20 protein-coding genes are annotated in these 26,129 nt (G+C 75.0%); 8 read left to right on the top strand and 12 right to left on the bottom strand.

Going from position 1 to position 26,129, the window contains the following annotated elements:
* Positions 1 to 24 precede the first annotated feature (24 nt).
* Complete coding sequence (gene hemW / locus EJK16_RS05600) at positions 25 to 1,323, bottom strand: radical SAM family heme chaperone HemW (protein WP_127127184.1); 1,299 nt, start codon at positions 1,321 to 1,323, stop codon at positions 25 to 27.
* Positions 1,324 to 1,343: 20 nt separating this feature from the next.
* Here hemW and EJK16_RS05595 point away from each other — a divergent pair, with 20 nt between their 5' ends.
* Positions 1,344 to 1,916, top strand: coding sequence for a GNAT family N-acetyltransferase (locus tag EJK16_RS05595; RefSeq protein ID WP_127127182.1), 573 nt, complete (start codon positions 1,344 to 1,346; stop codon positions 1,914 to 1,916).
* Positions 1,917 to 2,086: 170 nt separating this feature from the next.
* Here EJK16_RS05595 and EJK16_RS05590 read toward each other — a convergent pair whose 3' ends face one another.
* Entirely contained in the window at positions 2,087 to 3,784 is a 1,698-nt protein-coding gene (locus EJK16_RS05590; RefSeq protein WP_164737205.1) for an HNH endonuclease signature motif containing protein, read from the bottom strand.
* 79 nt (positions 3,785 to 3,863) lie between these two features.
* Here EJK16_RS05590 and EJK16_RS05585 point away from each other — a divergent pair, with 79 nt between their 5' ends.
* A complete protein-coding gene (locus EJK16_RS05585; RefSeq protein WP_127127178.1) occupies positions 3,864 to 4,475 on the top strand; it encodes a DUF1326 domain-containing protein in 612 nt (203 codons plus the stop codon).
* 6 nt (positions 4,476 to 4,481) lie between these two features.
* Here the strand turns inward: EJK16_RS05585 and EJK16_RS05580 are convergent, their stop codons facing one another.
* The gene (locus EJK16_RS05580; protein ID WP_127127176.1) at positions 4,482 to 5,141 is read right to left on the bottom strand and encodes an MOSC domain-containing protein; all 660 of its coding nucleotides are present in this window, start codon (positions 5,139 to 5,141) and stop codon (positions 4,482 to 4,484) included.
* A gap of 37 nt (positions 5,142 to 5,178) precedes the next feature.
* Positions 5,179 to 7,038: a translation elongation factor 4 gene (gene lepA, locus EJK16_RS05575; RefSeq protein ID WP_127127174.1), complete on the bottom strand. Its 1,860-nt coding sequence runs from the start codon at positions 7,036 to 7,038 to the stop codon at positions 5,179 to 5,181.
* Between the two features lie 205 nt (positions 7,039 to 7,243).
* Between lepA and EJK16_RS05570 the strand changes: the two genes are divergently transcribed.
* The 3 genes from EJK16_RS05570 to rpsT all read left to right on the top strand — a co-directional run bounded on the left by EJK16_RS05570 (position 7,244) and on the right by rpsT (position 9,117).
* The gene (locus EJK16_RS05570) at positions 7,244 to 7,810 is read left to right on the top strand and encodes a hypothetical protein (RefSeq protein WP_127127172.1); all 567 of its coding nucleotides are present in this window, start codon (positions 7,244 to 7,246) and stop codon (positions 7,808 to 7,810) included.
* Between the two features lie 93 nt (positions 7,811 to 7,903).
* Complete coding sequence (locus tag EJK16_RS05565) at positions 7,904 to 8,605, top strand: type II toxin-antitoxin system PemK/MazF family toxin (RefSeq protein WP_127127170.1); 702 nt, start codon at positions 7,904 to 7,906, stop codon at positions 8,603 to 8,605.
* A 251-nt stretch (positions 8,606 to 8,856) separates the two neighbouring features.
* Positions 8,857 to 9,117, top strand: a complete 261-nt coding sequence (gene rpsT, locus EJK16_RS05560; protein ID WP_127127168.1) for a 30S ribosomal protein S20 — start codon at positions 8,857 to 8,859, stop codon at positions 9,115 to 9,117.
* Positions 9,118 to 9,246: 129 nt separating this feature from the next.
* On the opposite strand, the gene EJK16_RS05555 is transcribed toward rpsT, so the two are convergent.
* The gene (locus EJK16_RS05555) at positions 9,247 to 10,401 is read right to left on the bottom strand and encodes a glycosyltransferase family 1 protein (protein WP_127127166.1); all 1,155 of its coding nucleotides are present in this window, start codon (positions 10,399 to 10,401) and stop codon (positions 9,247 to 9,249) included.
* A gap of 111 nt (positions 10,402 to 10,512) precedes the next feature.
* The gene (locus EJK16_RS05550) at positions 10,513 to 11,925 is read right to left on the bottom strand and encodes an MFS transporter (RefSeq protein WP_370275955.1); all 1,413 of its coding nucleotides are present in this window, start codon (positions 11,923 to 11,925) and stop codon (positions 10,513 to 10,515) included.
* 296 nt (positions 11,926 to 12,221) lie between these two features.
* Between EJK16_RS05550 and EJK16_RS05545 the strand changes: the two genes are divergently transcribed.
* A complete protein-coding gene (locus tag EJK16_RS05545; protein ID WP_127127164.1) occupies positions 12,222 to 12,803 on the top strand; it encodes an NADPH-dependent FMN reductase in 582 nt (193 codons plus the stop codon).
* Positions 12,804 to 12,916: 113 nt separating this feature from the next.
* Here the strand turns inward: EJK16_RS05545 and holA are convergent, their stop codons facing one another.
* From holA to EJK16_RS05525, 4 genes are all read right to left on the bottom strand, one after another.
* Complete coding sequence (gene holA / locus EJK16_RS05540) at positions 12,917 to 13,921, bottom strand: DNA polymerase III subunit delta (RefSeq protein ID WP_127127162.1); 1,005 nt, start codon at positions 13,919 to 13,921, stop codon at positions 12,917 to 12,919.
* Between the two features lie 89 nt (positions 13,922 to 14,010).
* Entirely contained in the window at positions 14,011 to 16,533 is a 2,523-nt protein-coding gene (locus EJK16_RS05535; RefSeq protein ID WP_127127160.1) for a ComEC/Rec2 family competence protein, read from the bottom strand.
* Complete coding sequence (locus tag EJK16_RS05530; protein WP_240645797.1) at positions 16,530 to 17,423, bottom strand: ComEA family DNA-binding protein; 894 nt, start codon at positions 17,421 to 17,423, stop codon at positions 16,530 to 16,532. Before EJK16_RS05530 ends, EJK16_RS05535 begins: the two co-directional genes overlap by 4 nt.
* A 130-nt stretch (positions 17,424 to 17,553) precedes the next feature.
* Positions 17,554 to 18,456 (bottom strand): DegV family protein, encoded by a 903-nt coding sequence (locus tag EJK16_RS05525; protein WP_127127158.1) that lies wholly within the window; start codon positions 18,454 to 18,456, stop codon positions 17,554 to 17,556.
* Positions 18,457 to 18,522: 66 nt separating this feature from the next.
* On the opposite strand from EJK16_RS05525, the gene EJK16_RS05520 reads away from it, so the two are divergent.
* Together EJK16_RS05520 and EJK16_RS05515 are read left to right on the top strand one after the other, a co-directional pair.
* Complete coding sequence (locus tag EJK16_RS05520) at positions 18,523 to 20,469, top strand: helicase HerA-like domain-containing protein (RefSeq protein ID WP_205739611.1); 1,947 nt, start codon at positions 18,523 to 18,525, stop codon at positions 20,467 to 20,469.
* A 126-nt stretch (positions 20,470 to 20,595) separates the two neighbouring features.
* Positions 20,596 to 21,582, top strand: a complete 987-nt coding sequence (locus EJK16_RS05515; protein WP_127127156.1) for an MsnO8 family LLM class oxidoreductase — start codon at positions 20,596 to 20,598, stop codon at positions 21,580 to 21,582.
* Between the two features lie 51 nt (positions 21,583 to 21,633).
* Here EJK16_RS05515 and EJK16_RS05510 read toward each other — a convergent pair whose 3' ends face one another.
* Together EJK16_RS05510 and leuS are read right to left on the bottom strand one after the other, a co-directional pair.
* Entirely contained in the window at positions 21,634 to 22,662 is a 1,029-nt protein-coding gene (locus tag EJK16_RS05510; protein WP_127127154.1) for an aldose 1-epimerase, read from the bottom strand.
* Between the two features lie 159 nt (positions 22,663 to 22,821).
* Positions 22,822 to 25,749, bottom strand: coding sequence for a leucine--tRNA ligase (gene leuS / locus EJK16_RS05505; protein WP_304999938.1), 2,928 nt, complete (start codon positions 25,747 to 25,749; stop codon positions 22,822 to 22,824).
* Positions 25,750 to 26,129 lie beyond the last annotated feature (380 nt).

Genomic DNA, 26,129 nt, shown 5'->3' with positions numbered 1-26,129 from the left:
AGGCGGCGCCCTAGATCGTCGCCGTCAGGCGGTCAGCGCCCGGACCACCGCGTCGGCGAGCAGGCGACCGTCCAGCGTCAGGACGATGCGCCCGCGGCGCGCCGGCGCGAACTCGACGAGCCCGCGACCGATGAGGTCGGCCACGGTCGCCCGCCGGTCCACCGGTACCGCGCCCGTCCCCGGGGCGAGCTCGAGCCCCTCGGCCAGGCGCACACCGAGCATGACGCGCTCGAGCTCGCGGGTCGCCGCGTCGAGCGTCTCGCGCCCGGCGGCGGGGCTCAGGCCCTGCTCGAGGCGGTGCGCATAGGTGCGCGGGTGCTTGACGTTCCACCACCGCACGTCCCCGACGTGGCTGTGCGCGCCCGGGCCGACTCCCCACCAGTCCTGGTCGCGCCAGTAGGAGAGGTTGTGCCGGCTCGCGTGGCGGGGGGTGCCCAGCGCGCCCCCGGCACCCGTCGTGACGCCGTCGGCGGGGTCGACCCGCGCGAAGTTGCTCACCTCGTACCAGCGCAGGCCCGCGGCGGTGAGGATCTCCTCCGCGAGCTCGTACTTACGCGCCGCGTCGTCGTCGTCGGGCAGGGGCAGCTCGCCACGGCGGACCTGGGCGCCCATCTTCGTGCCCGGCTCGACCACGAGCGCGTAGGCGGAGACGTGGTCGGGCTCCATCGCGACGGCGGCCTCGAGGCTGGCGCGCCAGTCCGCCATCGACTCCCCCGGCGTGCCGTAGATGAGATCCACGGAGACGTCGAGGCCCTCCCTACGTGCCCAGCCGACGACGTCGGGCACGCGCCTCGGGTCGTGGGTGCGGTCGAGCGTGGCCAGCACGTGCGGGACCGCGGACTGCATGCCGAAGGACACGCGGGTGAAACCGGCCGCCGCCAGCGCCCCCAGCGAGGCGGCGTCGACGGAGTCGGGGTTCGCCTCGGTGGTCACCTCGGCCCCCGGGTCCAGGCCCCAGGTGCGGCGGACGCCGTCGAGCATCCTGGCGAGATCGGCGACGGGCAGCATCGTGGGCGTCCCGCCGCCGACGAAGACGGTCGAGACCTCACGCTGGGGCATGCCCGCCGCGAGCAGCGCCGGGTCCGCGAGGATCCGCGCGGCGAGGTCGATCTCGCGCAGCGCCGTGCTCGCGTAGCTGGCCGCGTTCGCCCCGCCGCCGAGCTCGGCGTTGGTGTAGGTGTTGAAGTCGCAGTAGCCGCAGCGCACGCGGCAGAAGGGCACGTGGAGGTAGACGCCCAGGTCTCGGCGCGCGGCCCCGGCCGCCGCGGACGGCGGGAGGGTGCCGTCGTCGGGCGGCGTCTCGCCGTCGGGAAGTGCGGGCATGGCCTCTATCCTCTCCCACTGTGAGCGCTCCCGAGACCCCCGGCGACCCTGAGATGCGTCACGCCGGCGGGCCCCGCGCCGACCCGGCACTGACGGCCGTGTACCGCCTGGACCGCACGGACCAAGCCACCCGCGCGCGACGTGCCGCGGCGGTGCGGCTCCGCCCCCTGCCCGACCAGGAGCAGTACAGCTCGCGCGCCGCGCTCACCCTGCCCGCGGCCGACGCCGACCCCGACCGCACCCCCTTCGTCGTCGAGTACGACGGCGCCGCCGTCGGGTTCGGGGTCCTGGACGCGGTCGGTTACCTCGACAGCCTCACCGACCGCCCCGCCGAGGCGGCGCTCCTGCGCGCCTTCTACATCGACGCCTCGAGCCAGCACCGCGGGCACGGGCGCACCGCGGTGCGCCTGCTGCCGGCACTGGTCCGCGAGGTCGCGCCCGCCGCCCGGTGGCTGTACCTCACCGTCAACGAACGCAACCCCGCCGGTGTCCGCGCGTACACCGCCGGCGGCTTCACCGACGTCGGCCGCTATCTCGGCGGCGGCCACGGCCCGCAGCGGGTGATGCGGCTGGCGGTTGAGGAACGGCCATGACTGCGCAGCGCAGTCGGCACGCGTTGCCCCCGTCGGCGTCCTGTCCGCGTCGGCGTCGGCACACCCGCTACGGTGTGCCGACGCGGCGGCGGAGTGCCGGCACGGCGGTGGACGTGGTCGCGTGGAGGTGGACGTGTCCGGGCGGTGATCGGCTTGGCCGGTCGGTGCGATCAGAATGGGGGCGCGTCCCCGACGTCGGACCCGTCGCCTCGGAACCGGATACCAGGCGGCTGCGGTCCGTTTGCGGCCGGGGCACGAGCCGGAGGCGGCGGGGGCCCCGGCGGCCGGTCGGGTGCGCGGATGTAGACGTGGCCGGTCGGAGCCGTCCACGTGATTGCTCCGCTCACCTCGTCCCGGCTTGCATGCCAGAACTTGGCGGTCTTGAGGTTGTGGTGGCGGCGGCACAGGGCCTGCATGCGGTTCTTGGTGGTCTGCTCCAGCAGATCGGCCACGGCCGGATCGTAGGAGTCGATGTGGTCCAGGTCAGCGCGCCAGGCGGGCTGCCGGCAGCCCGGGAAGGAGCACGTGACGTCGCGCGCGATCACCGTGCGCGAGAGGTCTGCCCCCGGCCGGTACTTCTTGGAACCCAGTGCGGCGAAGCACCCGGCGGCGTCCGTGAACAGTCCCCGCCACGTCCCGTCCAGGGCGATCTCCCGGCCCAGCTCGGCCGAGATGGGCCCGTGCCCGCCCAGAACCGCCGGCTCGTCGTCGATACCGAGCAGCGTGCCGGCGCCGATGGTCACCTGCACGAGTGCGCGCTGGCCGTGGAACGTGGGCAATGGCTGGCCCTGCAGATCCACGCCGCGCTCGAGGATGCCCCCGAAGATGTCGGCAAAGGCGTCCGCCCGACGCTGGTCGACCGTTCGGTTGTCCGTGTCTGTCTTGCTCGCGGCGGCCAACGCCTCGAGGACCACGCGGGCGGCGGCGCCGTGGTCGGCGCGGATGAATGCGGCCACCCACATCATCCCGTCGCCGCCATCGTCGAAGGAGACGGTGCGGTCCCGCACCGCCTGGGCTCGGCGCTTCTTTCCCGCATCCGGGTCCACCCGTAGGGCTGCCGTCGCGATCTGGGCCTTGAGCTGCGGGCCGGTCAGCCCGCCGGCCGCGGCCAGGAGCTGGGCGTGGAGCCTTCGCCTCTCCGCCGGTGTCAACGAGTCGTGGGTGAGGAGAATGTCCGCCTTGCGGGCATCGATCCTGCCCGCGGTCAGTGCGTGGGCGACCGCGGGAAACTCCTGAAGCCCGAGCGCCAGGTTCACCTTCGCCTCTGCCGCGTGCTGCGTGATTCCCAGCCGGGCCTGTACCTCCGAGACGGCCAACCGGTTCGCGTCGGTGCCGCGGCCGTGGGTGCGGTCTCGCCGGGCCTGGAGCTCGGCAACCGCCATGGCCTGGGTCGACACCAGTCGGGCTATCTCACGCTCATAGCCCGCAATCACCTCGATGACCGTCGCGTCATCCACGTCGGCCAGGTTGACCGCCGCCAGTCGGGCCGCCAGCGCAGGGCCGGTGGGTGTGCGCTCCAGGGTGATCGCTGCCGGGGACGTCACGCCGTATCTGAAGGCTTCGGCGAGGTCGGGGTCGGCGAGGTGAGGGTCGCCCGGGACGGCGTCCACGCCGCCCGGAGCCGCGTGCGATGCACCAGCCGACAAGGCGGCCCCGGCACCAGCCCCGGCCAAACCGACCGGCGGGGTGGGCGCCGGGGGCGGCGTCGTGCCTGCTTCCGTCCCCGCGTCCCCGTCGTCTGTGACCATGGTCACAACGTATGACCGGGCACCCACATACGACCGACCACGGTCCACACCGGGCGCCGAGGCAGCGAGGGCTGGCCGTTGACGGCCGCGCCCAGAGGGCGGAAAATGCGGGCACGTCACAGGCCAGGTGCCACACCGCGGTGAAGACCCCGCCGGTCGAGCTGACGATCCTGGCTCCTGGCCCGGGAGAGGAGTCCTCGTGGCCTGGGACATGTCAGGAACGTACTTCGAGCACTGTCCGTGCGGGATGGTCTGCCCGTGCACGACCTCCGGGCTGACGCTGCCGGCCAACCTGCCGGCCGGCCAGGACCGGTGCACCGTCGTCCTAGCGTTCAACGTCGAGAAGGGGGCGGTCGACGGCGTCGACGTCGGCGGGCGCGTCGCTGTGCTGGTGGTCGACGCACCGGCCCTCATGAGCGAGGGTGGGTGGAAGGTGGGCCTCTACGTCGACGACGCCGCGACGGACGAACAGTTCGGGGCTCTTGGAGCGGTGTTCTCCGGGCAGCGCGGCGGCATCTGGGCGGCGGTCGCCCCGCTGGTCGGCGAGATGATCGGTGCCGAACGCGCTGCCATCACCTACGCGGACGACGGCCGGGCGCACCGCCTCCGCGTCGGCGACACCATCGACATGGAGATCGAGGACTGGGTGCCACCGGGCGGCGAGGAGGTCGCGCACCTGACCGGCATGACGTTCCCCGCGCCCGTGCTGACGCTCGCCAGGGCGACCCGTTCCCGCGTGCACGCGTTCGGCGTCAGCATGGACAGCCCGGGGACGAACGGCCACTCGGCGCCGTTCGCCTGGGCGGCCTGACGGGACTCACCCTCGCTCGGCCGCCGCCGTCCGGCCCGCGGCCCTGTCGACGTGCTTGCGCAGGTACGAGGCCATCTCCCAGCCCGTGTCGGCCTCGTGCGCGAGGAGCGCGCGGGCGGCGTCGGGGTGGTTCGCGGCGAACCACCCGGCCACGCTCACGCCGTGGCCGGGCCGGTGCACGACGGTGACCGCGTCCCCCGCCGCGACCGACCCCGGCGTCAGGACGCGGAGGTAGGCGCCGGCGCGCCCGTGCTGGGTGAACCGCCTGACCCAGCCGTCCTGCCGCAGCCATCGTCCGAACGTGGCGCACGGCGTCCGTGGGCCGGTGACCTCGACCTCGAGGTCCTCGCCGATGCGCCAGCACTCGCCGATCTCGGCGTCGTCGACGGCCACGCCGGTGACGCGCAGGTTCTCCCCGAACCGCCCGGGCGGGACGTCCTGGCCGAGCGCGTCCGCCCAGTGGTCGGCCTCGGCCTGGTCGAAGGCGTAGAGCGCCTTCTCCGTCCCCCCGTGGTGCTTGCGGTCCGCCTGGACGTCCCCGCGGAGGCCGAACGGCCCCACCCGCACCGGGCCCTCCACGGGCCGCTTGTCGATCGCGGTGACGCCGACGGCGCCCGCGTCGGGGTGGAGGTCCGCCACCCGGCAGACGCCGAGAACTGTGGCCACGTGCGGGTCCTCCTTCCGGTCGGGGAGCGAAGCGACGCTACTTCTTGCCGGTGGGCGCGTCGGAGGTGAGGGCGGCGATGAACGCCTCCTGAGGCACCTCGACCCGGCCGATGTTCTTCATGCGCTTCTTGCCCTCCTTCTGCTTCTCCAGCAGCTTGCGCTTACGGGTGATGTCACCGCCGTAGCACTTGGCCAGCATGTCCTTGCGCAGCGCCCGGATGGTCTCGCGGGCGATCACGCGCGCGCCGATCGCGGCCTGGATGGGCACCTCGAACTGCTGGCGCGGGATGAGGTCCTTGAGCTTCTCGGCCATCGTCACGCCATAGGCGTACGCCTTGTCCCGGTGCACGATCGCGGAGAAGGCGTCCACGTGCTCGTGGTTGAGGAGGATGTCCACCTTGACCAGGTCCGCCTCCTGGTCGCCCTCGGGCTCGTAGTCGAGGGAGGCGTAACCACGGGTCTTGGACTTCAGCTGGTCGAAGAAGTCGCCGACGATCTCGGCGAGGGGCAGCGTGTACCGCATCTCCACGCGGTCCTCGGAGAGGTAGTCCATGCCGAGGATGTTCCCGCGCCGGCCCTGGGCGAGCTCCATGATGGTCCCGACGTACTCGCTCGGGGCGAGGATCGTCGCGCGCACCACCGGCTCGCGGATGCTCGACACCTTGCCCTCGGGGAACTCGCTGGGGTTGGTGACGCGGATCTCGGAGCCGTCCTCCGCGACGACGTCGTAGAAGACGTTCGGCGCCGTCGAGATGAGGTCGAGGTTGAACTCGCGCTCGAGCCGTTCGCGGACGATCTCCAGGTGGAGGAGGCCGAGGAAGCCGCAGCGGTACCCGAAGCCGAGCGCGACCGACGTCTCCGGCTCGTAGACGAGGGCGGCGTCGTTGAGCTTGAGCTTGTCGAGGGCGTCGCGCAGCGCCGGGTAGTCCGAGCCGTCGATCGGGTACAGCCCGGAGAAGACCATCGGCTTGGGCTCTCGGTAGCCCGACAGCGCCTCGGCGGCCGGCTTCGAGAGGTTGGTGACGGTGTCACCGACCTTGGACTGGCGCACGTCCTTCACGCCGGTGATGAGATAGCCGACCTCGCCGACCCCCAGTCCCCCGGAGGGGATGGGGTCGGGCGAGATGACGCCGATCTCCAGAAGCTCGTGCGTGGCGCGGGTGGACATCATCTGGATGCGTTCGCGCGGGCTGAGCTGGCCGTCGATGACGCGCACGTACGTGACGACGCCTCGGTAGGTGTCGTACACCGAGTCGAAGATCATGGCGCGGGACGGTGCGTTCGCGTCACCGGTCGGCGCGGGCACCTTGGCGACGATCGTGTCGAGCAGCTCGAGCACGCCCTCGCCGGTCTTGCCGGAGACCCTCAGGCAGTCCTCCGGCCGGCCGCCGATGAGGTTGGCGAGCTCCTCGGCGTACTTCTCCGGCTGGGCGGCGGGCAGGTCGATCTTGTTCAGGACCGGGATGATGGTGAGGTCGTTCTCCATGGCCATGTACAGGTTGGCGAGGGTCTGCGCCTCGATGCCCTGCGCCGCGTCGACGAGCAGCACGGCGCCCTCGCAGGCGGCCAACGAGCGGTTGACCTCGTAGGAGAAGTCGACGTGGCCGGGGGTGTCGATCATGTTGAGCGCGTACGGCTGGTCCCCCACCTGCCACGGCATGCGCACGGCCTGCGACTTGATCGTGATGCCGCGCTCGCGCTCGATGTCCATGCGGTCGAGGAACTGGGCGCGCATGGCCCGCTCCCCGACCACCCCGGTCAGCTGCAGCATGCGGTCGGCCAGCGTGGACTTCCCGTGGTCGATGTGCGCGATGATGCTGAAGTTGCGCAGGAGCGCCGGCGGGGTCGCCGCCGGGCGGATCTGCGCGGCCAGGGCCGGGGTGGGAATCGGTGACACGCAGCTACCTCTACGGCTGGTGCGCGAAGCCGCGCACGTCGGACATGACTTGTCCTATCGTCCCATGCCCCCGCCGGGCCGACGACGGTGCGGCGGGGCGGACTTCGCCGCACCGCCCGCGGACGCCGCCGCGCGGGCGGGTTCCCGATGTTCGCCCAGGGGCGAGCGCTCGTTCCGGCGGGCCGCGGCGTGCGAGCCTGGATCCATGACCGCGACCGGAGACCTGCTGGGCCAGGTGGTCCCCACCCTGGTGCGTGTGGCGCGCCGCCCGGGCGGCGTGCTGCTCCGCGTCGCCGGTGCCGGCGTCGCCGTCTTCACGTTGCTCGCCCTCGTGCTGGGCCTCACCGGTTCTGGCTGGGGGGCCTGGGTGCCGCTCGCGCTCGCCGGGGCGCTGGGCGTCCCGGTGGTCGTCCTCGCGGTGCGCCGCGAACGGCTCCAGGCCCAGACCGCCGACCTGCATCTGCACCGGACGATCGGCGCGTCCTCGCGCGACCTCGTCGTCGTCGGCGGCGTCGAACCCAGTCCGGTCCAGCAGGAGCTGGACGCGCTCAGCGCCGCCATGGCGGAGGGCGCGGTCCGCACCGCGCGGTTCCTCCCCCGGGTCGAGGCCGCCCAGCGTGCCGCCCTGCGCGCGGCCGGCGGGCCGGTGCAGGCGCCCTATCTCAGGGACGACCTCCGGGTCACGATCGTGGCGCTGCTCGGCACCGTCGGGGCCGTCCCGCTCTCCGTGCTCGGCTCCGTCGTCACCGCCGTGCTGCTGCTCGCCCGCTGACGGGTACGCACCGCTCCCCCGCCGGTGAGGGCGAGGTACGAAGGAACGCCCCGCCGAGGCCCGTGACCGATGCCCCCACTAGCCTTGGCGGTCATGAGCACTATGTGGCGCCGAGCGCTGAAGATCGCCGGGACCGTCGCCGCCTCCGCGGTGGGCGGCTACCTGCGCAAGTCCCGCGGCGGCGCCACGCCCGTAACCTCGCCCCGCACCACGCCCGGGACGCCCGCCAGGACGCCGCGCCCAGCAGGGACGTCCCACGGGGCCGGCGCGCCGGCGACGAGGTCCCGCCCGCACGCCCGGCCCGCCGGCCCGCGGCGCCGCGGCGGCACCTCTCCCACGGCGAGCCCCGGCGAGCAGCAGGTGGGGGCGGCCTCACGGACCACCCGGGCGTACGACGTCGCCCGCCTCGGGCTGCCCGAGCTCACCTACAGCCCGAGCGACGACGACCAGCCGGACCCCGGTGAGGTGGTGTGGACCTGGGTGCCCTACGACGACGACGCGGCGCGCGGCAAGGACCGCCCCGTGCTCGTCCTGGCCCGGGAGGGCGCGGGCCTCGTGGTGGCGCAGATGACGTCCAAGGACCACGACCGCGACCGCGCCGACGAGGCCCGCTGGGGCCGGCACTGGGTCGACGTCGGCTCCGGCGCCTGGGACCGCCAGGGTCGTGAGAGCGAGGTGCGCATCGACCGCCTGCTCTGGGTCGACACCGTGGCCGTGCGCCGCGAGGGGGCGGCGCTGGACGCGCGCCGCTACGCCGCCGTCGCCGACGCGCTGCGCGCGCACCACCGCGGCTGAGGGTGCCCTCGCGGGCCGGCGCACGCGGGTCCTGCACGGACCGGAACCCAGGGAGACGCCGCTCACGCCGCCGCCCGGTGCGGGTTCCGGGCCCCTGCTGGTAAGGTCGTTCCTTGGGTTGCCGCCCGGTCGGCGGCTGCCCAGCCACCGACCAACCACAAGGTATCCCCACGCCCCAGTCCCGGTCGCGGCGAAAATCCCTCACCGACCGTTGACAGATCGCTCCGGCGAACGTACGAGAGAGTCCTTACGTGGCGAACATCAAGTCCCAGATCAAGCGCATCCGCACCAACGAGAAGGCGCGCCTCCGCAACAAGGCTGTGAAGGCCGAGCTGCGCACGCACGTGCGTCGGGTTCGCGAGGCCGTCGTGGCCGGTGACAAGGACACGGCGACCGAGGCCCTCAAGACCGCGGGCCGCAAGCTCGACAAGGCCGTGAGCAAGGGCGTCATCCACGCCAACCAGGCCGCGAACCGCAAGTCCAAGCTGGCCAAGCGGGTCGCCGGCCTCTGAGCCGGCCCGGCTGACGGCCCCGGCCGTCAGCCCAGCACGCGCGACGGCGCCGTACCCCTCGAGGTGCGGTGCCGTTTCGTCATGCCCGAACGCGGGCGGCGCCGCGTGCGGGCGGCGCCGCCCGCGACGTCAGCGAACCAGCGGCCATGCGGCGTGCCGGACGGCCGCCGCGGCGTCGACGGCCTCGGCGTAGTGCTCGAGCAGCGCGTCGCCCAGCGCCTCCCAGGATCGCGGCAGCACCCGGCGCCGGCCCGCCTCACCCATCCGTGCCCGCATCGCCGGGTCGGCGGCCAGCACGGCGACGGCGCGCGCGAGCGCGCCGTCGTCCTCCGGGGCGTACAGGTACCCGGTCTGCCCCTCGGCGACGACGTCCAGGGGTCCGCCGGCGGCCGGCGCGACGACCGGGACGCCGCTCGCCATGGCCTCCTGGAGCGTCTGGCCGAAGGTCTCCATGGTGCCGGTGTGGACGAAGACGTCGAGCGCGGCGTACGCCCGGGCGAGCTCCACGCCGTCGAGGCGCCCGAGGAAGCGGGCGCCGGTGCCCGCGACCGCCCGCTCGAGCCCCGAACGAGACGGGCCGTCCCCGACGACGGCGAGGCGCACGCCGGGCAGGTCGGCCAGCCCGGCGAGGCGGTCCACCCGCTTCTCGGGGGCGAGGCGGCCCACGTAGCCGACGAGCGCCGCGCCCTCGCCGGCCCCGTCGAGCAGGCACGCACGCAGCGCCGCGCCGGCCGGGCTGGTGCGGTGGCGTGGGTGGTACGCCCGGGCGTCGACGCCGCGGCCCCACCACCGCGTCCTGGCGATCCCGTGCGCGGCCAGCTCGGCGAGGGTGGCGCTCGAGGGTGCCAGGGTCAGGTCGGCGTGGGAATGCACCCGGCGGAGCCAGCGCCAGATGGTCGGCCCCGCGACCGCGAGCCCGTGCCTGCCGGCGAAGCCCGCCACATCGGTCTGGAAGATCGCCACCGTGGGGACCCCCCGGCGGTGCGCGGTGACGAGCGCCTGCGCGCCGAGCCCGAACGGTGAGGCGGCGTGCACGACGTCGGGCACGAACCGGTCCAGCAGGCGCGCCAGGGCGACGCCCGGGACGGCGGCGCGGAAGCCGCGGTAGGTGATCGCCGGCACCTCGACGACGGGGAAGCCGGCGTAGGTGCTCGGCGCCGGCCCCGGGCAGACCACGAGCGCCTCGTGACCGCGGGCGGCGAGGTGGTCCAGCACCCGGAGCACCGACGTGGTGACCCCGTTGGCGGAGGGCAGGAAGGACTCGGTCACGACCAGGACGCGCACGGGGCCACCGTGACGGGCGCAGGCGGCCCCACGGCATCCGGACCTGAAGCGTCCGGTGTCGGGTCGGTGAACGTTGCGTGCGCGGTCGCCGCGGGCGGCGCGGCGCCGGAGCTACTGCTCCAGGGCCACGCCCTTGCGCTCCTGGAGCAGGAGCGCGGCGGCCGCGGCGATCACGAAAGCGCCGGCGAACACGGTGAAGACGAGCCAGAGGTCGCCCGCGCGGTTCAGCACGGGCACCGCGAGCGGGGCGAGGATCGAGGCGAGGCGCCCGAAGCCCGAGGCCCAGCCGGCGCCCGTGCCGCGCACCGCGGTGGGGTACATCTCCGGGGTCACCGCGTACAGGGCGCCCCAGGCGCCGAGGCAGAAGAACGAGAGCAGGCAGCCGGCGGTGAGCACGCCGGCCGGGGTGCTGGCCACGGCGAACAGCGCCGCGGCGCCCGCCGCGCCGACCAGGAAGCTCGCCAACGTCGGACGCCGGCCCCACCGTTCGATGAGGTAGGCCGCCACGGCGTAGCCGGGCAGCTGGGCGGCGGTGATGATGAGCGTGTACTGGAACGACTTGACCATGGTCATGCCGTCCGCCACGAGCAGCGTCGGCAGCCAGGTGAACGCGCCGTAGTAGGCGAAGTTCACGAAGAACCAGACCAGCCAGAGTCCCAGCGTGCGACTGCGCAGCGACGCGCCCCACAGGGCGCTGAGGCCCGTCGCGGTGACCGGAGCGTCAGCGGGAGCGGTGACCGCACCGTCGGCCGGGGCATCGCCGGCGGCGGCCGGCGGGGCCACGGGGCCGGCCGCGCCACCGAACATCGGCGTGGAGCCCTCGAACCTCTGGACCGCGGCCTCGGCCTCGGCGTGCCGCCCCGTGGACTCGAGGAAGCGCACGGACTCCGGGATGGACCGGCGCACGTACAGGGCGTAGACCGCCGGCACGGCGCCCAGGGCCAGCGCCCACCGCCACCCGTTGTCGGAACCGGCGACGACGAGATAGCCCAGCAGTGCAGCCAGCAACCAGCCCACGGCCCAGAAGGCCTCGAGGATCACCACGAGCCGGCCGCGGATCCGGGCGGGCGCGTACTCGCTGACCAGCGTGGAGGCCACGGGCAGCTCCGAGCCCAGCCCGAGACCGACGATGAAGCGCAGGACCAGCAGGGCACCGACCGAGGTGGCCAGTGCGGACGCACCCGTGGCCAGGCCGTAGAGGAGCAGGGTGAACGCGAAGACGTTGCGCCGGCCGATCCGGTCCGCGAGGAGGCCGCCGAGGGTGGCGCCGAGCGCCATGCCGACGAAGCCGATCGACCCGATGAGGCTCAGCGACGTGTCCGAGAGCTGCCACTGCCGCGACAGGGCCGCCATGACGAACGAGATGAGGCCGACGTCCATCGCGTCCAGCGCCCAGCCGATCCCCGCTCCGCCCAGCAGCCGTCCGTGCTCCCGGGTGAAGGGCAGCCGGTCGAGCCGCTGGGAGCGGCTCAGGGTCGGCGCGGCGGCCGCCGCGCTCTCGTCGATCCGGGGCACAGGGCCCACCTCTTCCCTCTCTCGAACCCCACCACGGTGACCGCCGGTGCGGGGCCACCGCCCAGGACGGCCCGACGCTGCGGGACGGGGGTCGCGGCTCGCCCGGACGGGATCGCTCACGCGCCGAGGGTAATCCTGCGGCGGCCCGGCGCGTAGCGCCCGGCCAGCCGCCGGACTTGAAGCATCAAGACAACCGTGCCGTCCGTCACACTCGCCCCGTTCGGGAACAGACCACCAGGTGTATGCATTGGCATGTACGTGAGCGGGCCATGCCCGTCCTATTCGCACCTTCCTGAAGGAGAAGCATGACGAAGATCGCCATCATCACCGGCAGCGTCCGTCCCGGCCGTCAGAGCCTGAACGTGGCCAACTGGGTCAAGTCCATCGCCGACAAGCGCTCGGACGCCGAGTTCGAGGTCGTCGACATCGCCGACTTCAACCTGCCCGTGTGGGCCGAGGCGACCCCGCCGTCCTGGGGCCCCGCCGCCTCCGCCGAGGGCCAGGCCTGGTCCGCGAAGATGGCCGAGTTCGACGGCTACGTCTTCGTCGTCTCCGAGTACAACCACTCCATCACCGGCGCCCTGAAGAACGCCCTGGACTACCTCGCCGGCGAGGTGAACAACAAGGCCGCCGGGTTCGTCTCCTACGGCTCCGCCGGCGGTGCCCGCGCCGTCGAGCACCTGCGCGGCATCCTCTCCGAGATGCAGGTCGCCCACGTGCGCAACGCCGTGCTCATGTCCCTGTTCACGGACTTCGAGAACTTCTCGGTCTTCGCCCCCACCGAGCCGGCCACCTCGTCCGTCGAGCCCATGCTGGACCAGCTCGTCCCGTGGACCAAGGCCATGGAGTCGGTGCGCGCGGACCAGCTCGCCGGCGCGAACGCCTGACCGCACGCTGACCGACCGGCGCTGCCGGTCACCACGTCGCGGACGTGAACCCACGACGGCGGCACTCCTGGTGAGTGCCGCCGTCGTGGCGCGTGGTGGGCCGGCGGCGCCGGTCAGCGGTGGGCGCGGGCGGCGGCCACGCGCAGCACCGCGCGCTCGACCGCGAAGACGGGGTCCCGGCTGAGCCCCTTGACCTCGGCGTCGGCCGCCGCGACCGCGGTGATGGCGTTGGCCAGCCCCTCCGGCGTCCAGCCGTCCAGGTCCCGGCGCGCACGGTCGATCTGCCAGGGGGCGAGCCCGAGCTCGCCAGCGGAGACGCCGGAGCGGCCGCGGGTGGCCGCGACCTTGGCGAGGGTGCGGAGCTTCATGGCCAGCGCGGCGACGATCGGCACGGGGCCCGTCCCCGTGGCCACCGCGTGACGCAGCAGCGCGACGGCGTCCCCGGCGTGCCCGGCGACGGCCGCGTCCGCCACCTTGAAGCCGGTCGCCTCGACCCGACCGCCGTAGTAGCGGAGGACCACCTCGGCGGAGATGGTGCCCGTCGTGTCCGCGACCAGCTGGCTCGTGGCGGCGCCGAGCTCGCGCAGGTCCGCGCCCACCGCCTCCACCAGGGCCTGCACCGCGTCGGGATCGATCTTGCGGCCGGCGCGCCGGAAGTCCGCGCGCACGAAGTCGGCCTTGTCGGCGTCCCGCTTGACGGGCTCGCACGTCACGACCGGGAAGCCGGCCCCGCCGATGGCGTCGAGGAGCTTCTTGCCGCGCGTGCCGCCCCCATGGCGGACCACCAGCCAGACGTCGTCGGGCACGGCCCGCAGGTAGACGAGCGCGTCCTCGAGGAACGCGTCCGTCATCGCCTCCGCGCTGTCGATCACCACGCAGCGCTGCTCGCCGAAGAGGGACGGGCTGGCGACGAGCTCGAGCTGGCCGTGCTCGTACGCGGCCGCCTCGAGATGCGTGACCTCGACGGCCGGGTCCTCCTGGCGCGCGAGCTCCAGCACGCGGTCGACCGCGCGGTCGGCGAGCAGGCCTTCCGTGCCCTTGACGAGCACGACGGGGGCGAGCGGGACCTGGTCCCAGGTCAGGCCGGCGGAAACAGTCTTGCGGCGGGTGGGTGGCACGGTCCTAGCCTGCCACGACGCACCGACATCGCCGCGAGCGGCTCACGGGTGGTCACTCACAGGCCGCGCAGGGGCTGCTGCCCCGCGCGTCACGGCGGGCAGCCCGAGACGGTGGCGAGCCCATCGCCGTCGCGCACGACGGCGATCGGCCCGCAGGTGTCCGTGCGCTGGACGACCGCGCCGAGGCGCCCGTACAGGGTGACGGCGTCCGGCGCGGGGTGGCCGTACTCGTTGCCGCTGCCCACGCTCACCACCGCCAGCCGGGGGCGCAGCATGCCCGCGAGGGCGTCGTCCTGGAGGGCGGAGCCGTGGTGGGCCATCACGACGACGTCGGCCGCGGCGGGCGCGCCGCGGAGCCGGCGCACGAGCCCCGCCTGCCCCGCCAGCTCGACATCACCGAGCGCCACCACCGCCACACCCGGGACGCTCAGGCGCAGCACGAGGGAGAGGTCGTTGACACCGTCGTCGCCGCGCAGGCGCGCGACGGCGGCGGCCGGGGGCCAGAGCACCTCCCAGTCCACCGCGCCCGCCCGGCCTCGGGTGCCGCCGCCGTCGGCCACCGGCCGTGTCACGGGGATGTCCCGCAGCTGCTCGAGCACCCGCGCGGTCGACGAGCCGGGGCCGTCGCCCGGCGTCAGCAGGGCGGCGGAGACGTCGACCGTCGCGAGCACCGCGGTCAGGCCGCCCACGTGGTCGGCGTGACCGTGGGTGAGGACGAGCAGGTCGAGGCGCTCCACGCCCGCAGCGGACAGGCACGCCTCGGCCCGGCCGTCGACGGGCCCGACGTCCACCATCACCGCCGCGCGCTCCCCGGACCGGACGAGGACCGCGCCGCCCTGGCCGACGTCGCACTGGATCACCACCCAGCCGGCGGGGGGCCACCCGCCGGGCAGCCACCCGGTCACACGCGGCCACGGCACGACGGCGAGGGTCGCCACCACGACGACCACCGGCGCGGCGCGGCGCCACCCGGCCGGGCCCGGCCTGAGCCGGGCCAGGACCCTCACCGCGACGACCGTCGCCAGCGCCAGGGCGAGCGCGCCGCCCGCGCCGGGCGGCCACGGCAGCTGCGCGCCGGGCAGCGCCGCGAAGGTGCCGGCGACGGCCGCGATCCACCAGGTGCACCAGCCCGCCGTCACCGCCAGGGCGTGGGCACCCGCCGGCCAGACCGGCGCGAGCAGCGTGGCGGCGACGCCGAGCACCGTGACCGGCGGGACCGCCGGGGCCGCGAGGAGGTTGGCGGGCACCGCGTAGGTGGACAGGGCCGGGGTGAGCAGCACGACCACCGGCGCGCACACCGCCTGGGCCGCGGCCGGCACCGCCAGGGCGGTGGCGACGCACCGGGGCACGAGGTGGGAGAGCCACCGCGCCCAGGGGCGGGCGAGGAGCACGAGGCCGCCGGTGGCCAGCACCGAGAGCACGAAGCCGTAGCTCCGGGCCAGCCAGGGGTCGGCCACGAGCAGCAGCGTCACCGCGGCGCACAGGCCCGGCAGCGCGCGGGCCGGCCGGCCGAGCAGCAGGGCGGCCAGCACCACCGCGCCCATCACCGCCGAGCGCAGCACGCTCGCCTCCGGCCGGACCAGGGTCACGAACGCGACGAGGGCGACGGCGCCCAGCCCGACCCGCCAGGCGCGGGGCAGCCAGACGAGGGCGCCGAGGACCGCGCCCAGCAGGATCGCGATGTGCGCGCCCGAGACGGCCGTCAGGTGGGTCAGCGACGTCGCGCGCATGTCCGCCGCCAGCTCCGGCGGCAGCGCCCGGTCGTCGCCGACGGCGATACCCGGGACCAGCCCGCGCGCCTGGGCCGGCAAGTCCGCGGTCACGGCACGGAGGGACCCGCGCAGGTGGTTCACCGCGGCGAGCGGCCACCCCGGGCCCGCCTGGACCTCCGGGGTCCGGTCGGTGAAGGCGAGAGCGGCCGGGCCGTCGCCCGGCGCGGTCGCGACCAGGCCGGCCCGCACCCGGACCTGGGCGCCGAGCGGCACCTCGGCCCACGCCAGCGGCCCGACCAGCACCACGGTCGCGGCGGCGCCCGACGTCTCGCCACGGCCGGCGACCTCCTCCACCCGCAGCATCAGGCGGTAGCGCGGCGCGCTCCCCCGCCCCTGGGGCTGGGCGACGGCGCGCGGCTCGGTGCCCACCCGTCCGGTGAGCACCGCGCTCGCGCCCCTCGTGGTGAGGTCGGCGAGCAGGCCCGAGTGCCTGGCGTGCAGGTGGGCCGCCGTGGTCAGGAGCACGGCCAGCAGGACGACGACGGTGAGCAGGGCCGCCGCCGCAGGCGGGGACGTCGGGGCGCCACGATGCCGGGCGCCGGGGCGCCGTGTCGTCCGCGGGTGCCCACGAGAGTGCGGTTGCGTCGTGGCCGCGCCCGTGGTGGCGGATGCCTCGCGCCGCCGTCCGGCCCGGCGCGCGCGCGCCAATGCGACGGCGGCCAGCAGGGCACCGGCACCCGTTACCGCCGCGAGCACCAGGACCTCGGGCGGTGTCCGCGCGACGGCGACGAATGCGCCGAGCCACGCCGCGAGAGCCGCCGGGACGAGCCGCGCGTCGACGGGCGCGGGCGCGCGCGGCTGTGCGGGATCCGCGCCCCGGCGTGGGCCGTCGGCGCTCACACGGTCACCAGGGGCCGCAGGCGTTCCAAGATCGTCGGCCCGATGCCGGCGACCTCGTCGAGCTCGTCGACCGTGGTGAAGGGACCATTGAGGTCGCGCCACTCGAGGATGCGCTGGGCGATGGCCGGGCCGACACCGGGCAGGGCGTCGAGCTGGGCGGCGTCGGCGGTGTTGAGGTCGACGGGGGCGCCGGGCCCGGCGCCGCCGTCGCCGGCACCGTCGCCGCCCGCGCCTCCGGTGGCCCCGGCACCACTGTCACCGGCGGCCCCGGGCGGCGCCTCGCCGACGCGCGGGACGTAGACCTGCTCGCCGTCGGCCAGCAGCCGCGCGAGGTTCACCGCCGTGAGCTCCGCCTCGGGAACCGGGCCGCCGGCGGCGGCGACGGCGTCCGCCACGCGCGAGCCGCCCGGCAGCTCGACGATCCCCGGGCGCGTCACGGCGCCGGCCACGTGCACGACGACGACCGCCGCCGATCCCGCACCCCCGCCGGCTCCCGCCGCGCCCCGGGCGCCGCTGGTGCCGTCGCCGCCCGCGCCACTCGAGCCGGTGTCACCCCCGCCACTCGTGCCGTCGCCGGCCGCGCCGCCGTCGGCCGGCGGGGCGGCACCCTCCCCGGAGGCGCCGGCGGTGGGGTCACCGGTCATCCCCGACGCCGCCGGGGGCAACGGCACCGGATCCGAGGGACTGGCGACCCACACCCGCAGCGCGAGGACGAGGGCGATCAGCAGCACGACCGCCGCGGCGGTGGTCGCGGCCCGCGCGGACGGCGCCCAGCGGCGCCCGCCACCGGCCCGCTCCCCCTCGGGGTCGAGCTCGAGGTGCCCGGCGGCCGCCGAGTACGCGGCGCGCGTCAGGCGGCTCAGCCGCTCGTTGCTCCCCCGGGACTCCACCCGCGACACGCTAGGAGCGGGCACCCCCACCGCGGCGGCCGTCCCCCTCGCGCCTGTGGACGCGGTGGCAGCAGCGCGTCCTGTGGGTCGCGCGCCTCCCCTCCCGCCCTGCCGGCCGGGAGCCGGTGGGTCAGGGAGCGGGCGCGACCACGATGCCGATCACGCCCGGCCCGGTGTGCGCGCCGACCACGGCGGTCAGCTCGCTGCGCAGCGCCTCGACGACCAGCGCACCCGTCCCGGCGAGGGCCTCGGCGAGCTGGTCCTGCAGCGCCGCCGCCTCGTCGGGACGGCCGAAGTGATGCACCGCGACCCGGACCCGGACGGCGGGCGGGTGCGGCACGCGCGCGCCGGGCCCACCGGCCGCGCGCACCGCACGGTCGAGGACCCGTCGGCGCACCCGCGCCAGCCCGCGCGCGGTCTCGACCACGGCGATGCGCCCGTCGCTGATGCCCAGCACCGGCCGGATCCCCAACGCGGAACCCACCAGGGCGGCGCCCGCCCCGACCCGTCCGCCGCGCTGCAGCCACGCCAGGTCGGGCACCGCGAACAGGACCGTCGCCTTCGCCGCCGTCTCCCGGGCGACCGCGACGACCTGCTCGGCGCGCCGGCCCGCCGTGGCCGCCTCCGCGGCGGCGATGGCGGCCAGCCCGGTGCCCCCGGCCACGGTGCGCGAGTCGACGACGTGGACCCGCACGCCGTCGTCCGCGAGGAGCGCGGCGGCCCGGCGGGCGCCCGCGACCGTGCCGGACAGCTCGCCCGAGAGGTGGAGGCTGACCACGTCGCGGCGCCCGTGGTCCGACGCCGCGCGCAGGGCCTCCACCAGCTCGCCCACGGAGGGCTGGGACGTGGTGACCCTGGCGCCGGCCGCCATCTGCGCGGCCAGCGCGTCGCCGCCCACGGCGTCGTCGAGCTGCTCGACGCCGTCGACGACCACGTGCAGCGGCACGACGGCGATGCCGTACGCCGCGGCCACCTCCGCCGGCAGGCTCGCGGTCGAGTCGGTGACGACGGCGATGTGCTCGGGCGGTGGCATCCCCTCACCCTAGGGGCGTCGACGCCGCGGCCCGCGCGGCGCCCGTCCGCCGCCTAGGATCCGGGCATGGCCGATGACGCAACGCTCGTGCCCGATCCGGCAGAGATCGCCCGGCTGCGCGCCGAGGCGGCCCGGGCCGCGGCCGAGGCCGCCAAGGCCAAGGCGGCCGCCGCGCAGGCGGCGCTGGACGCCGCGCTCGCGGCGGCGGGGAGCGGCGCGCCCGCGCCGCAGGCTCCCCCGCCGACTCCCGCACCGGCGCCACCACCGTCGCCCGCTGCCGCAGCGACGGCGACGCCACCGATCACGCCGGCCGGGCCGCCCACCACCCCGACCCGGCCGCCTGCCCCGGCACCGGGCCCGTCGCCGGCCCCGGCGGCGTCGTCGGCGCTGAAGGGGTACGCCCAGGAGGTCGCCGCGGGATACACCTTCGACGGGCTGACGATCCCCCTGGGCGCCCTGCTGGACGACGGCGCGCCCGTCGCGGGCGCGCAGGTCACCCTCCCCCTGCGGATGCTCAACCGGCACGGTCTCGTCGCGGGCGCCACCGGCACGGGGAAGACCCGGACGCTGCAGCTCCTCGCCGAGGAGCTCTCGGCGGCGGGCGTGCCCGTCTTCCTCACGGACATCAAGGGCGACCTGTCCGGCATGCTGGAACAGGGCAGGAGCAGCGAGAAGCTGCTCGCCCGCACCCGCGCGCTGGGCCAGGACTGGTCCCCGGCCGCCTTCCCGGTCGAGCTGCTCTCGCTCGGCGGCATGGGCACCGGCACCCCGATCCGCACCACGGTCACGGACTTCGGCCCGCTCCTCATGGCCAAGGTGCTCGGGCTCAACGACACCCAGGAGTCCAGCCTGCAGCTGATCTTCCACTGGGCGGACGCGCAGGGGCTGGCCCTGCTCGACCTCAAGGACCTGCGCGCGACCGTCGCGTACCTCACCGGCGAGGGCAAGGACGAGCTCAAGGCGATCGGCGGGATCTCGACGGCGACGGCGGGCGTCATCCTCCGCGAGATCTCCGCCCTGCAGGCGCAGGGCGCCGACGTCTTCTTCGGCGAGCCGGCCTTCGAGACGACGGACCTCCTGCGCACGGCACCCGACGGCCGGGGCGTGGTCTCCGCGCTGCAGCTGCCCGACCTGCAGGACCGCCCGGCGCTGTTCTCGACGTTCGTGATGTGGCTGCTCGCCGACCTCTTCGGCTCGCTGCCCGAGGTGGGCGACCCCGAGCGGCCCCGCCTCGTGTTCTTCTTCGACGAGGCGCACCTGCTGTTCACCGGCGCGTCCAAGGAGTTCCTGACGCAGGTTGTCCAGACCGTCCGGCTCATCCGGTCCAAGGGCGTGGGCATCTTCTTCGTGACCCAGACCCCCAAGGACGTGCCGGCCGACGTGCTCGGCCAGCTCGGCGCCCGCGTCCAGCACGCCCTGCGCGCCTTCACGCCGGAGGACGCCGACGCCCTGCGCGAGACCGTGCGCACCTTCCCCACCTCGCCCTACGACCTGGGCGGCGTCCTCACCTCGCTGGGGACGGGCGAGGCCGTCGTGACCGTGCTCGCCGAGACCGGCGCCCCCACGCCGGTGGCGCCCACCCGCATCCGCGCGCCACGCTCGTCGATGGGCACGGCGGCGGTCGCCACCATCGAGCGGGTCGTCACCGCCTCGCCCCTCGCCGCCCGGTACGCCGTCGCCGTGGACAACGAGTCCGCCTACGAGCTCCTCGCCGCGCGGGTGACGCAGCAGCGGGCGGCCGCCGAGGCGGCGACGGCAAGCGCCGAGGCGGCGGCGAGCGCCCGCGAGCGGGCGCAGCAGGCGGAGAAGGCCGCGGACAAGGCGGCGAAGGATCGGGAGCGCGAGCTGGCGAAGCAGCAGGCGGAGAGGGAGCGGGAGGAGGCCAAGGCCCGCACGGCCTCCGAGCGCGCGGCAAGGCGCCGCTCCAGCGCCTTCGACTCGCTCCTGCGCTCGGCGGGCACGCAGCTCGGCCGGGAGATCACCCGCTCGATCTTCGGCACCCGGCGGCGGTAGGCGAGCGACGAGCGGGGGCCCGGCCTCGCCGGGGCGACCCGACCCGAGCCGCCAGCGCCCCGGCCTCGCCAGGGCGACCCGACCGGAGCGCGGGCGCCCCGGCCCCCCGCGTGACTCCCGGAGAGAATGGGCAGCGTGCCCGACGCCCTGCCCCTCCCCCTCTCCCTGCTCGACCGTTCCCGCACTCGCGGCGGGGAGCCCGACTCCCGGGCGCTGAGCAGCACGGTCGCCCGCGCCCGCCGGGCCGAGGCCCTCGGCTACCACCGCTTCTGGGTCGCCGAGCACCACGGCGTGCCGGGCATCGCCAGCGGCAGCCCCGCGGTGCTGGCCGCCGCCGTCGCCGCCGGGACCGGCCGCATCCGCGTGGGCTCGGGCGGCGTGATGCTGCCCAACCACCGCCCCCTCGTCGTCGCCGAGCAGTTCGCCGTGCTCGCGGGCCTCTACCCCGGGCGGGTCGACCTCGGCCTCGGCCGGTCCCTCGGCTTCACGGCGCCGGTGCGCGCCGCCCTGGGGGCGACGAGGGCGGAACCGGCGGACTTCCTGCAGGCGATCGACGAGGTGCGCGACTACCTCCACGGGCGCGGGCCGGTCACCGCGATGCCCCGGGTGCCGGCTCCGCCGATCTTCGTCCTGGCCGGCGCGCGCGGGCTCGAACTCGCCGCGGCGGCCGGTCTTCCCGTCGTCGTGGGCGGCCCGGTGCTCGGGTCGCCCGCGCCGATCGAGCGCTACCGGCGCGACTTCCGGCCGGCCGGCCCCGACGACCGGCCGCACGTGATCATCAGCGTCATGACCATGGTCGCCCGGTCGCGCGCCACGGCCCGCGAGCTCCTGCTCCCCGAGGCGTGGGCCATGGCGGCGTCCCGGACCACCGGCGCGTTCCCGCCGCTGGAGGACGTCGCGGCCATCCGGTCCCGGACCCTGACGGCTCGGCAGGAGTCGACGGTGGAGTCCTTCCTCGCACAGGCGGTCTACGGCGCGCCCACCGAGGTCGCCGCCGAGCTCGCCGCGCTCGTCGCGCGCACGGGCGCGGACGAGGTCATGGCCACGACGTCGACCCACGACCGGGCGGAGCAGGACGCCGCGGACGCGGCGCTCGCCGAGCTGTTCGGGTGACGGCGCGGCCGGCGGGCCCGGCCGAGCGGCTCCGCCGGCGAGAAGCTAGCCTCAGCCGCGCCGGTAGACGATGTCGCTGACGAGCTGCCGCTGCTCCCCCGGCGCCAGCACGAGTCCCTCCGCGCTGTCCGCGCGGTTGAACGCGTCGGTCATCAGCTGGCACGGCTCGACCGCGAGAGACGCGCGGGGCCCGCGCTCGAGGATGTCGCCGGTGAAGACGTGCACGACGCGCGCCTGGAAGGGTTCCTGCTCCACCGTCAGGCTCTCGCCCGTGCGCGGGGAGCGCAGCACGGTGGCGACCACTCCGTCGTCGTCCGGCACCAGGCCCGTGAAGGCGTCGTCGAGGGACACGCCGGCCAGGGGCGCGAACCGCACCGGCGCCGCCGTCCCGGCGTACGCCTGCTCGCCCGGGAGCGGGATCAGCGACTCGTCGGTGAGCACGCGGGCGCGTGCGGGGACGGTGACCTCGAGGTCGTCGATGGTCGCGTGCCCGGGCAGCCGAAGGTACGGGTGCCAGCCGAGCGCCACCGGCGCCGGTGTGTCGCCGACATTGGCCGCGACAAGCTCCAGCCCCAGGCGCGCCTCTCCCTCGGCACCGATCCCGAGCGAGTACGTCGCCGAGAGCTCGAGCGCGAACGGGTAGCCGGGGTGGTCGCCGGGCGCGAGCGTCGCGGTCAGGTGGAGCACGCGGTCGCTGTCGCGCACCCCGGCCTGGGCGCGGGTCCAGCGCACGGCCGTCACCAGCCCGTGCAGGGCTTCACGCCCGTCGGTCTCGCCCGGCGCGAGGTCGTGGCTGACGCCGCCGAAGACATACCTGGCATCGCGCACCCGGTTAGACCAGGGCGCGAGGACGGCGCCGCGATAACCGTCCCGCGCGGCGATCTCGGCGCCGGAGGTGTAGCCGTCGATCAGGTCGACCAGGGCGCCGTCACGGCCGGGGGCCTGCCACGCCAGGACCGTCGCCCCCGTCTCGGCGACCACCAGGCGAGCGCCGTCGGGGTGCGTGAGGGTCCAGGTCGGCTCGCCGTCGAGCGCGCCACGCTCGACGGTCGCGCGGGCCTCGGCCGAGGCAGTCTCCATCTGTTCGCTCCAGGCTGGTCGGTGCTGTTCCTCCTACTGTGAAGGATCGTCGCGCGCCGCGCTCACCTGTCCACGGAGCAGCCCACCTGCCGGACAGGCCATCCGCAGGCGCCGCGCCGGGATGCCGCCCCGGCCGGCGGACCAGCCAGACCGCCGCACCTACTTGCCGGGGACGATGTTGACGAGCTTCGGGGCCCGCACGATGACCGTGCGCACCGCCTTGCCGTCGAGCGTGCGCCGCACGGCCTCGGACTCCATCGCCAGGGCGCGCAGGTCGTCCTCACCGATCGAGGCGGGCACCTCGAGGCGGTCGCGGACCTTCCCGGCCACCTGGACCACGCACGTCACGGTGTCCTCGACCAGCAGAGCCGGGTCCGCAGTCGGGAAGGGCTCGTGCGCCAGGGACGCCGGGTGACCGAGCCGGGACCACAGCTCCTCGGCGATGTGCGGGGCGACGGGCGCGACCATGAGCACGAGCGGCTCGATGGCCTCCCGCGGCACGGTCCCGAGCGCGGTGAGGTGGTTGTTGAGCACGATCATCCGCGCGATCGCGGTGTTCACGCGCATGGCCGACATCTCGGTCTCGACCTCGACGATCGTGCGGGCCACGAGCCGGCGCGTCTCCTCGCCGGCCGGGGCGTCCGTAACGGTCGTCTCGCCGGTGCGCTCGTCGACCACGTTGCGCCACAGCCGCTGGAGGAAGCGCTGCGAGCCGACGACGGCGCGCGTGTCCCAGGGGCGGGAGACGTCGAGGGGGCCCATGGACATCTCGTACACGCGGAAGGTGTCGGCCCCGTACGTGGCGTACATGTCGTCCGGGGTGACGATGTTCTTCAGGGACTTGCCCATCTTCCCGTACTCGCGGAAGACCTCCTGGCCGTTCCACGAGTAGGTCGGCTCGGCGCCGTCGGCGCCAGGCACCTCCACCACCTCCTCGGCGGGGACGTACTGGCCGCGGTCGTCGGCGAAGGCGTAGGCCTGGATGTAGCCCTGGTTGAAGAGCTTGTGGAAGGGCTCGGAGCTGGAGATGTGGCCCAGGTCGAAGAGGACCTTGTGCCAGAACCGCGCATAGAGCAGGTGCAGCACGGCGTGCTCGACGCCGCCGACGTACAGGTCCGCGCCGCCGGAGACGTTGGCCGCCACGGCCTCGCCGCCCGGCGTCGTCGTCGCGGGACGCGGCCCCATCCAGTACTGCTCGACGGCCGGGTCGACGAGCGCGCCCGTGTTGCGGGGGTCCAGGTAGCGCAGCTCGTACCAGGACGAGCCGGCCCAGTTCGGCATGGTGTTGGTGTCGCGGTGGTAGGTCTTCAGGCCGTCGCCGAGGTCGAGCTCAACCTCGACCCACTCGGGCACCCGGCCGAGCGGCGGCTCCGGGGAGGAGGCTGCGTCGTCGGGCTCGAACGTGCGCGGGGAGTAGTCCGGCACCTCCGGCAGGTCGACCGGCAACATCGACTCGGGCAGCGCGTGGGCGTGGCCCTCGTCGTCGTAGACGACGGGGAAGGGCTCGCCCCAGTAGCGCTGGCGGGAGAACAGCCAGTCACGCAGACGGAACGTCGTGGCGCCGCGGCCCAGGCCCTTGGCCTCAAGCCAGTCGGTCATGGCTCGCTTGGCCTCGGCCATGGGCAGTCCGTCGAGGGAGATCTCCTCGTTCGCGGAGTTGATCGTGGGGCCCTCACCGGTGAAGGCGCCACCCTCGAACCCCTCGGGGGGCTGCACCGTGCGGATGACGGGGAGCTCGTAGACGGTCGCGAACTCGTAGTCGCGCGCGTCCTCGGCGGGGACCGCCATGATCGCGCCGGTGCCGTAGCCCATGAGGACGTAGTCGGCGACAAAGATGGGGACCGAGCCGCCGCCCACCGGGTTGGTCGCGACGATGCCGGTGAACACGCCCGTCTTGGTCCGCTCGGCGTCCTGGCGCTCGGTGTCGGTCTTGGCCGCGGCCTGGCGCTGGTAGGCGCTGACCGCCTCGGCGGGCGTCGCGGCGCCGCCGGTCCAGGCGTCCTTCGTGCCCGCGGGCCAGGCAGCGGGGACGGCCCCGTCCGCGAGCAGCGGGTGCTCGGGGGCGACGACCATGAAGGTGGCGCCGAACAGCGTGTCCGGGCGGGTGGTGAACACGGTCAGCGGCTCGTCGACCCCGGGCACGTGGAAGTCGACGTGGGCGCCCTCGGACCGGCCGATCCAGTTGCGCTGCATCGAGCGGACCTTCTCGGGCCAGTCGATGGTGTCCAGGTCGTCGACGAGCCGGTCGGCGTAGGCGGTGATGCGCAGCTTCCACTGGCGCAGGTTCCGCTTGAACACCGGGAAGTTGCCGCGCTCGGACCGGCCGTCCGCGGTGACCTCCTCGTTCGCGAGCACGGTCCCCAGGCCGGGCGCCCAGTTGACCGGCGCGTCGGAGATGTAGGCCAGCCGGTGCGAGTCGATGACCTCGCGCCGCTCGTCCTTGCTCAGCTCGGCCCAGGGACGACCGTCCGGGGTGGGACGGGTCCCCGCGGCCAGCTGGGCCTCGAGCTCGGCGATCGGCCGGGCCCGGCCGCGGCCGCCGTCGGCGCGAACGGCCTCGGTGTCGTAGAACGAGCCGTAGATCTGCAGGAAGATCCACTGCGTCCAGCGCACGAACTCGGGGTCCGTGGTGGCGAAGGTGCGCCGGTCGTCGTGGGCCAGGCCCAGGCGGCGCAGCTGGAGGCGCATGTTGGCGATGTTCTCCTCGGTGGTGACCCGAGGGTGCTGGCCGGTCTGGACGGCGTACTGCTCGGCCGGCAGCCCGAAGGCGTCGTAGCCCAGGGCGTGCAGGACGTTCTTGCCCTTCATGCGCTGGTAGCGCCCGACGACGTCGGTGGCGATGTAGCCCAGCGGGTGGCCCACGTGCAGCCCCTTGCCGGAGGGGTAGGGGAACATGTCGAGGAGGTAGAACTTCTCGGCGGGAACGTCGCCCTCCGCTGGCGCGAGGTCACCCGTGGGGTTGTCGGCACGGAAGGTGCCGCGCTCCTCCCACCGGTCCTGCCATGCCTTCTCGATCTCGCCCGCAAGGGCAGCGGTGTAGCGGTGGCTGGTCTCGACCATGGTGGTGGCTTCGTCGTGCGTGCTCATGAGTGGCTTCGTTCCTCGCCTCAAGGGGGTGCTGCGCGTGCTCCTGACAAGAGAAGACCTCCCGGGGACAGGAGGTGAGCCGCGCCGGGGCGGCGCCCTGGAGTCGGGCGCCCGCTGGGGTCAGCGCGGCTGGGTAAGGAGCACCACGGCCGTCATGGGTCCCAGGCTATCGCAGCGGCGGCTCCCTCCCCGCGCCGCCGCCGGGAGGCACCGCCGCGCGCCCACCACCGGCTCGACGGGCGGGCCCCGCCGGCTCGAGGGGCGGGCCCCGCCGGCTCGACGGGCGGGCCCCGCCGGCTCGACGGGCGGGCCCCGCCGGTCCGGCCTATGGTGAAAAGAACCCACCAAGACCGCCCCGAATGGGGCACGGAAGGAGCGAC

Source organism: Georgenia sp. SYP-B2076 (assembly GCF_003991205.1).
Taxonomy (GTDB): domain Bacteria; phylum Actinomycetota; class Actinomycetes; order Actinomycetales; family Actinomycetaceae; genus Georgenia.
Note: the sequence above shows the minus strand (reverse complement) of the source record. Positions and strands in the feature narration are given on the sequence as shown.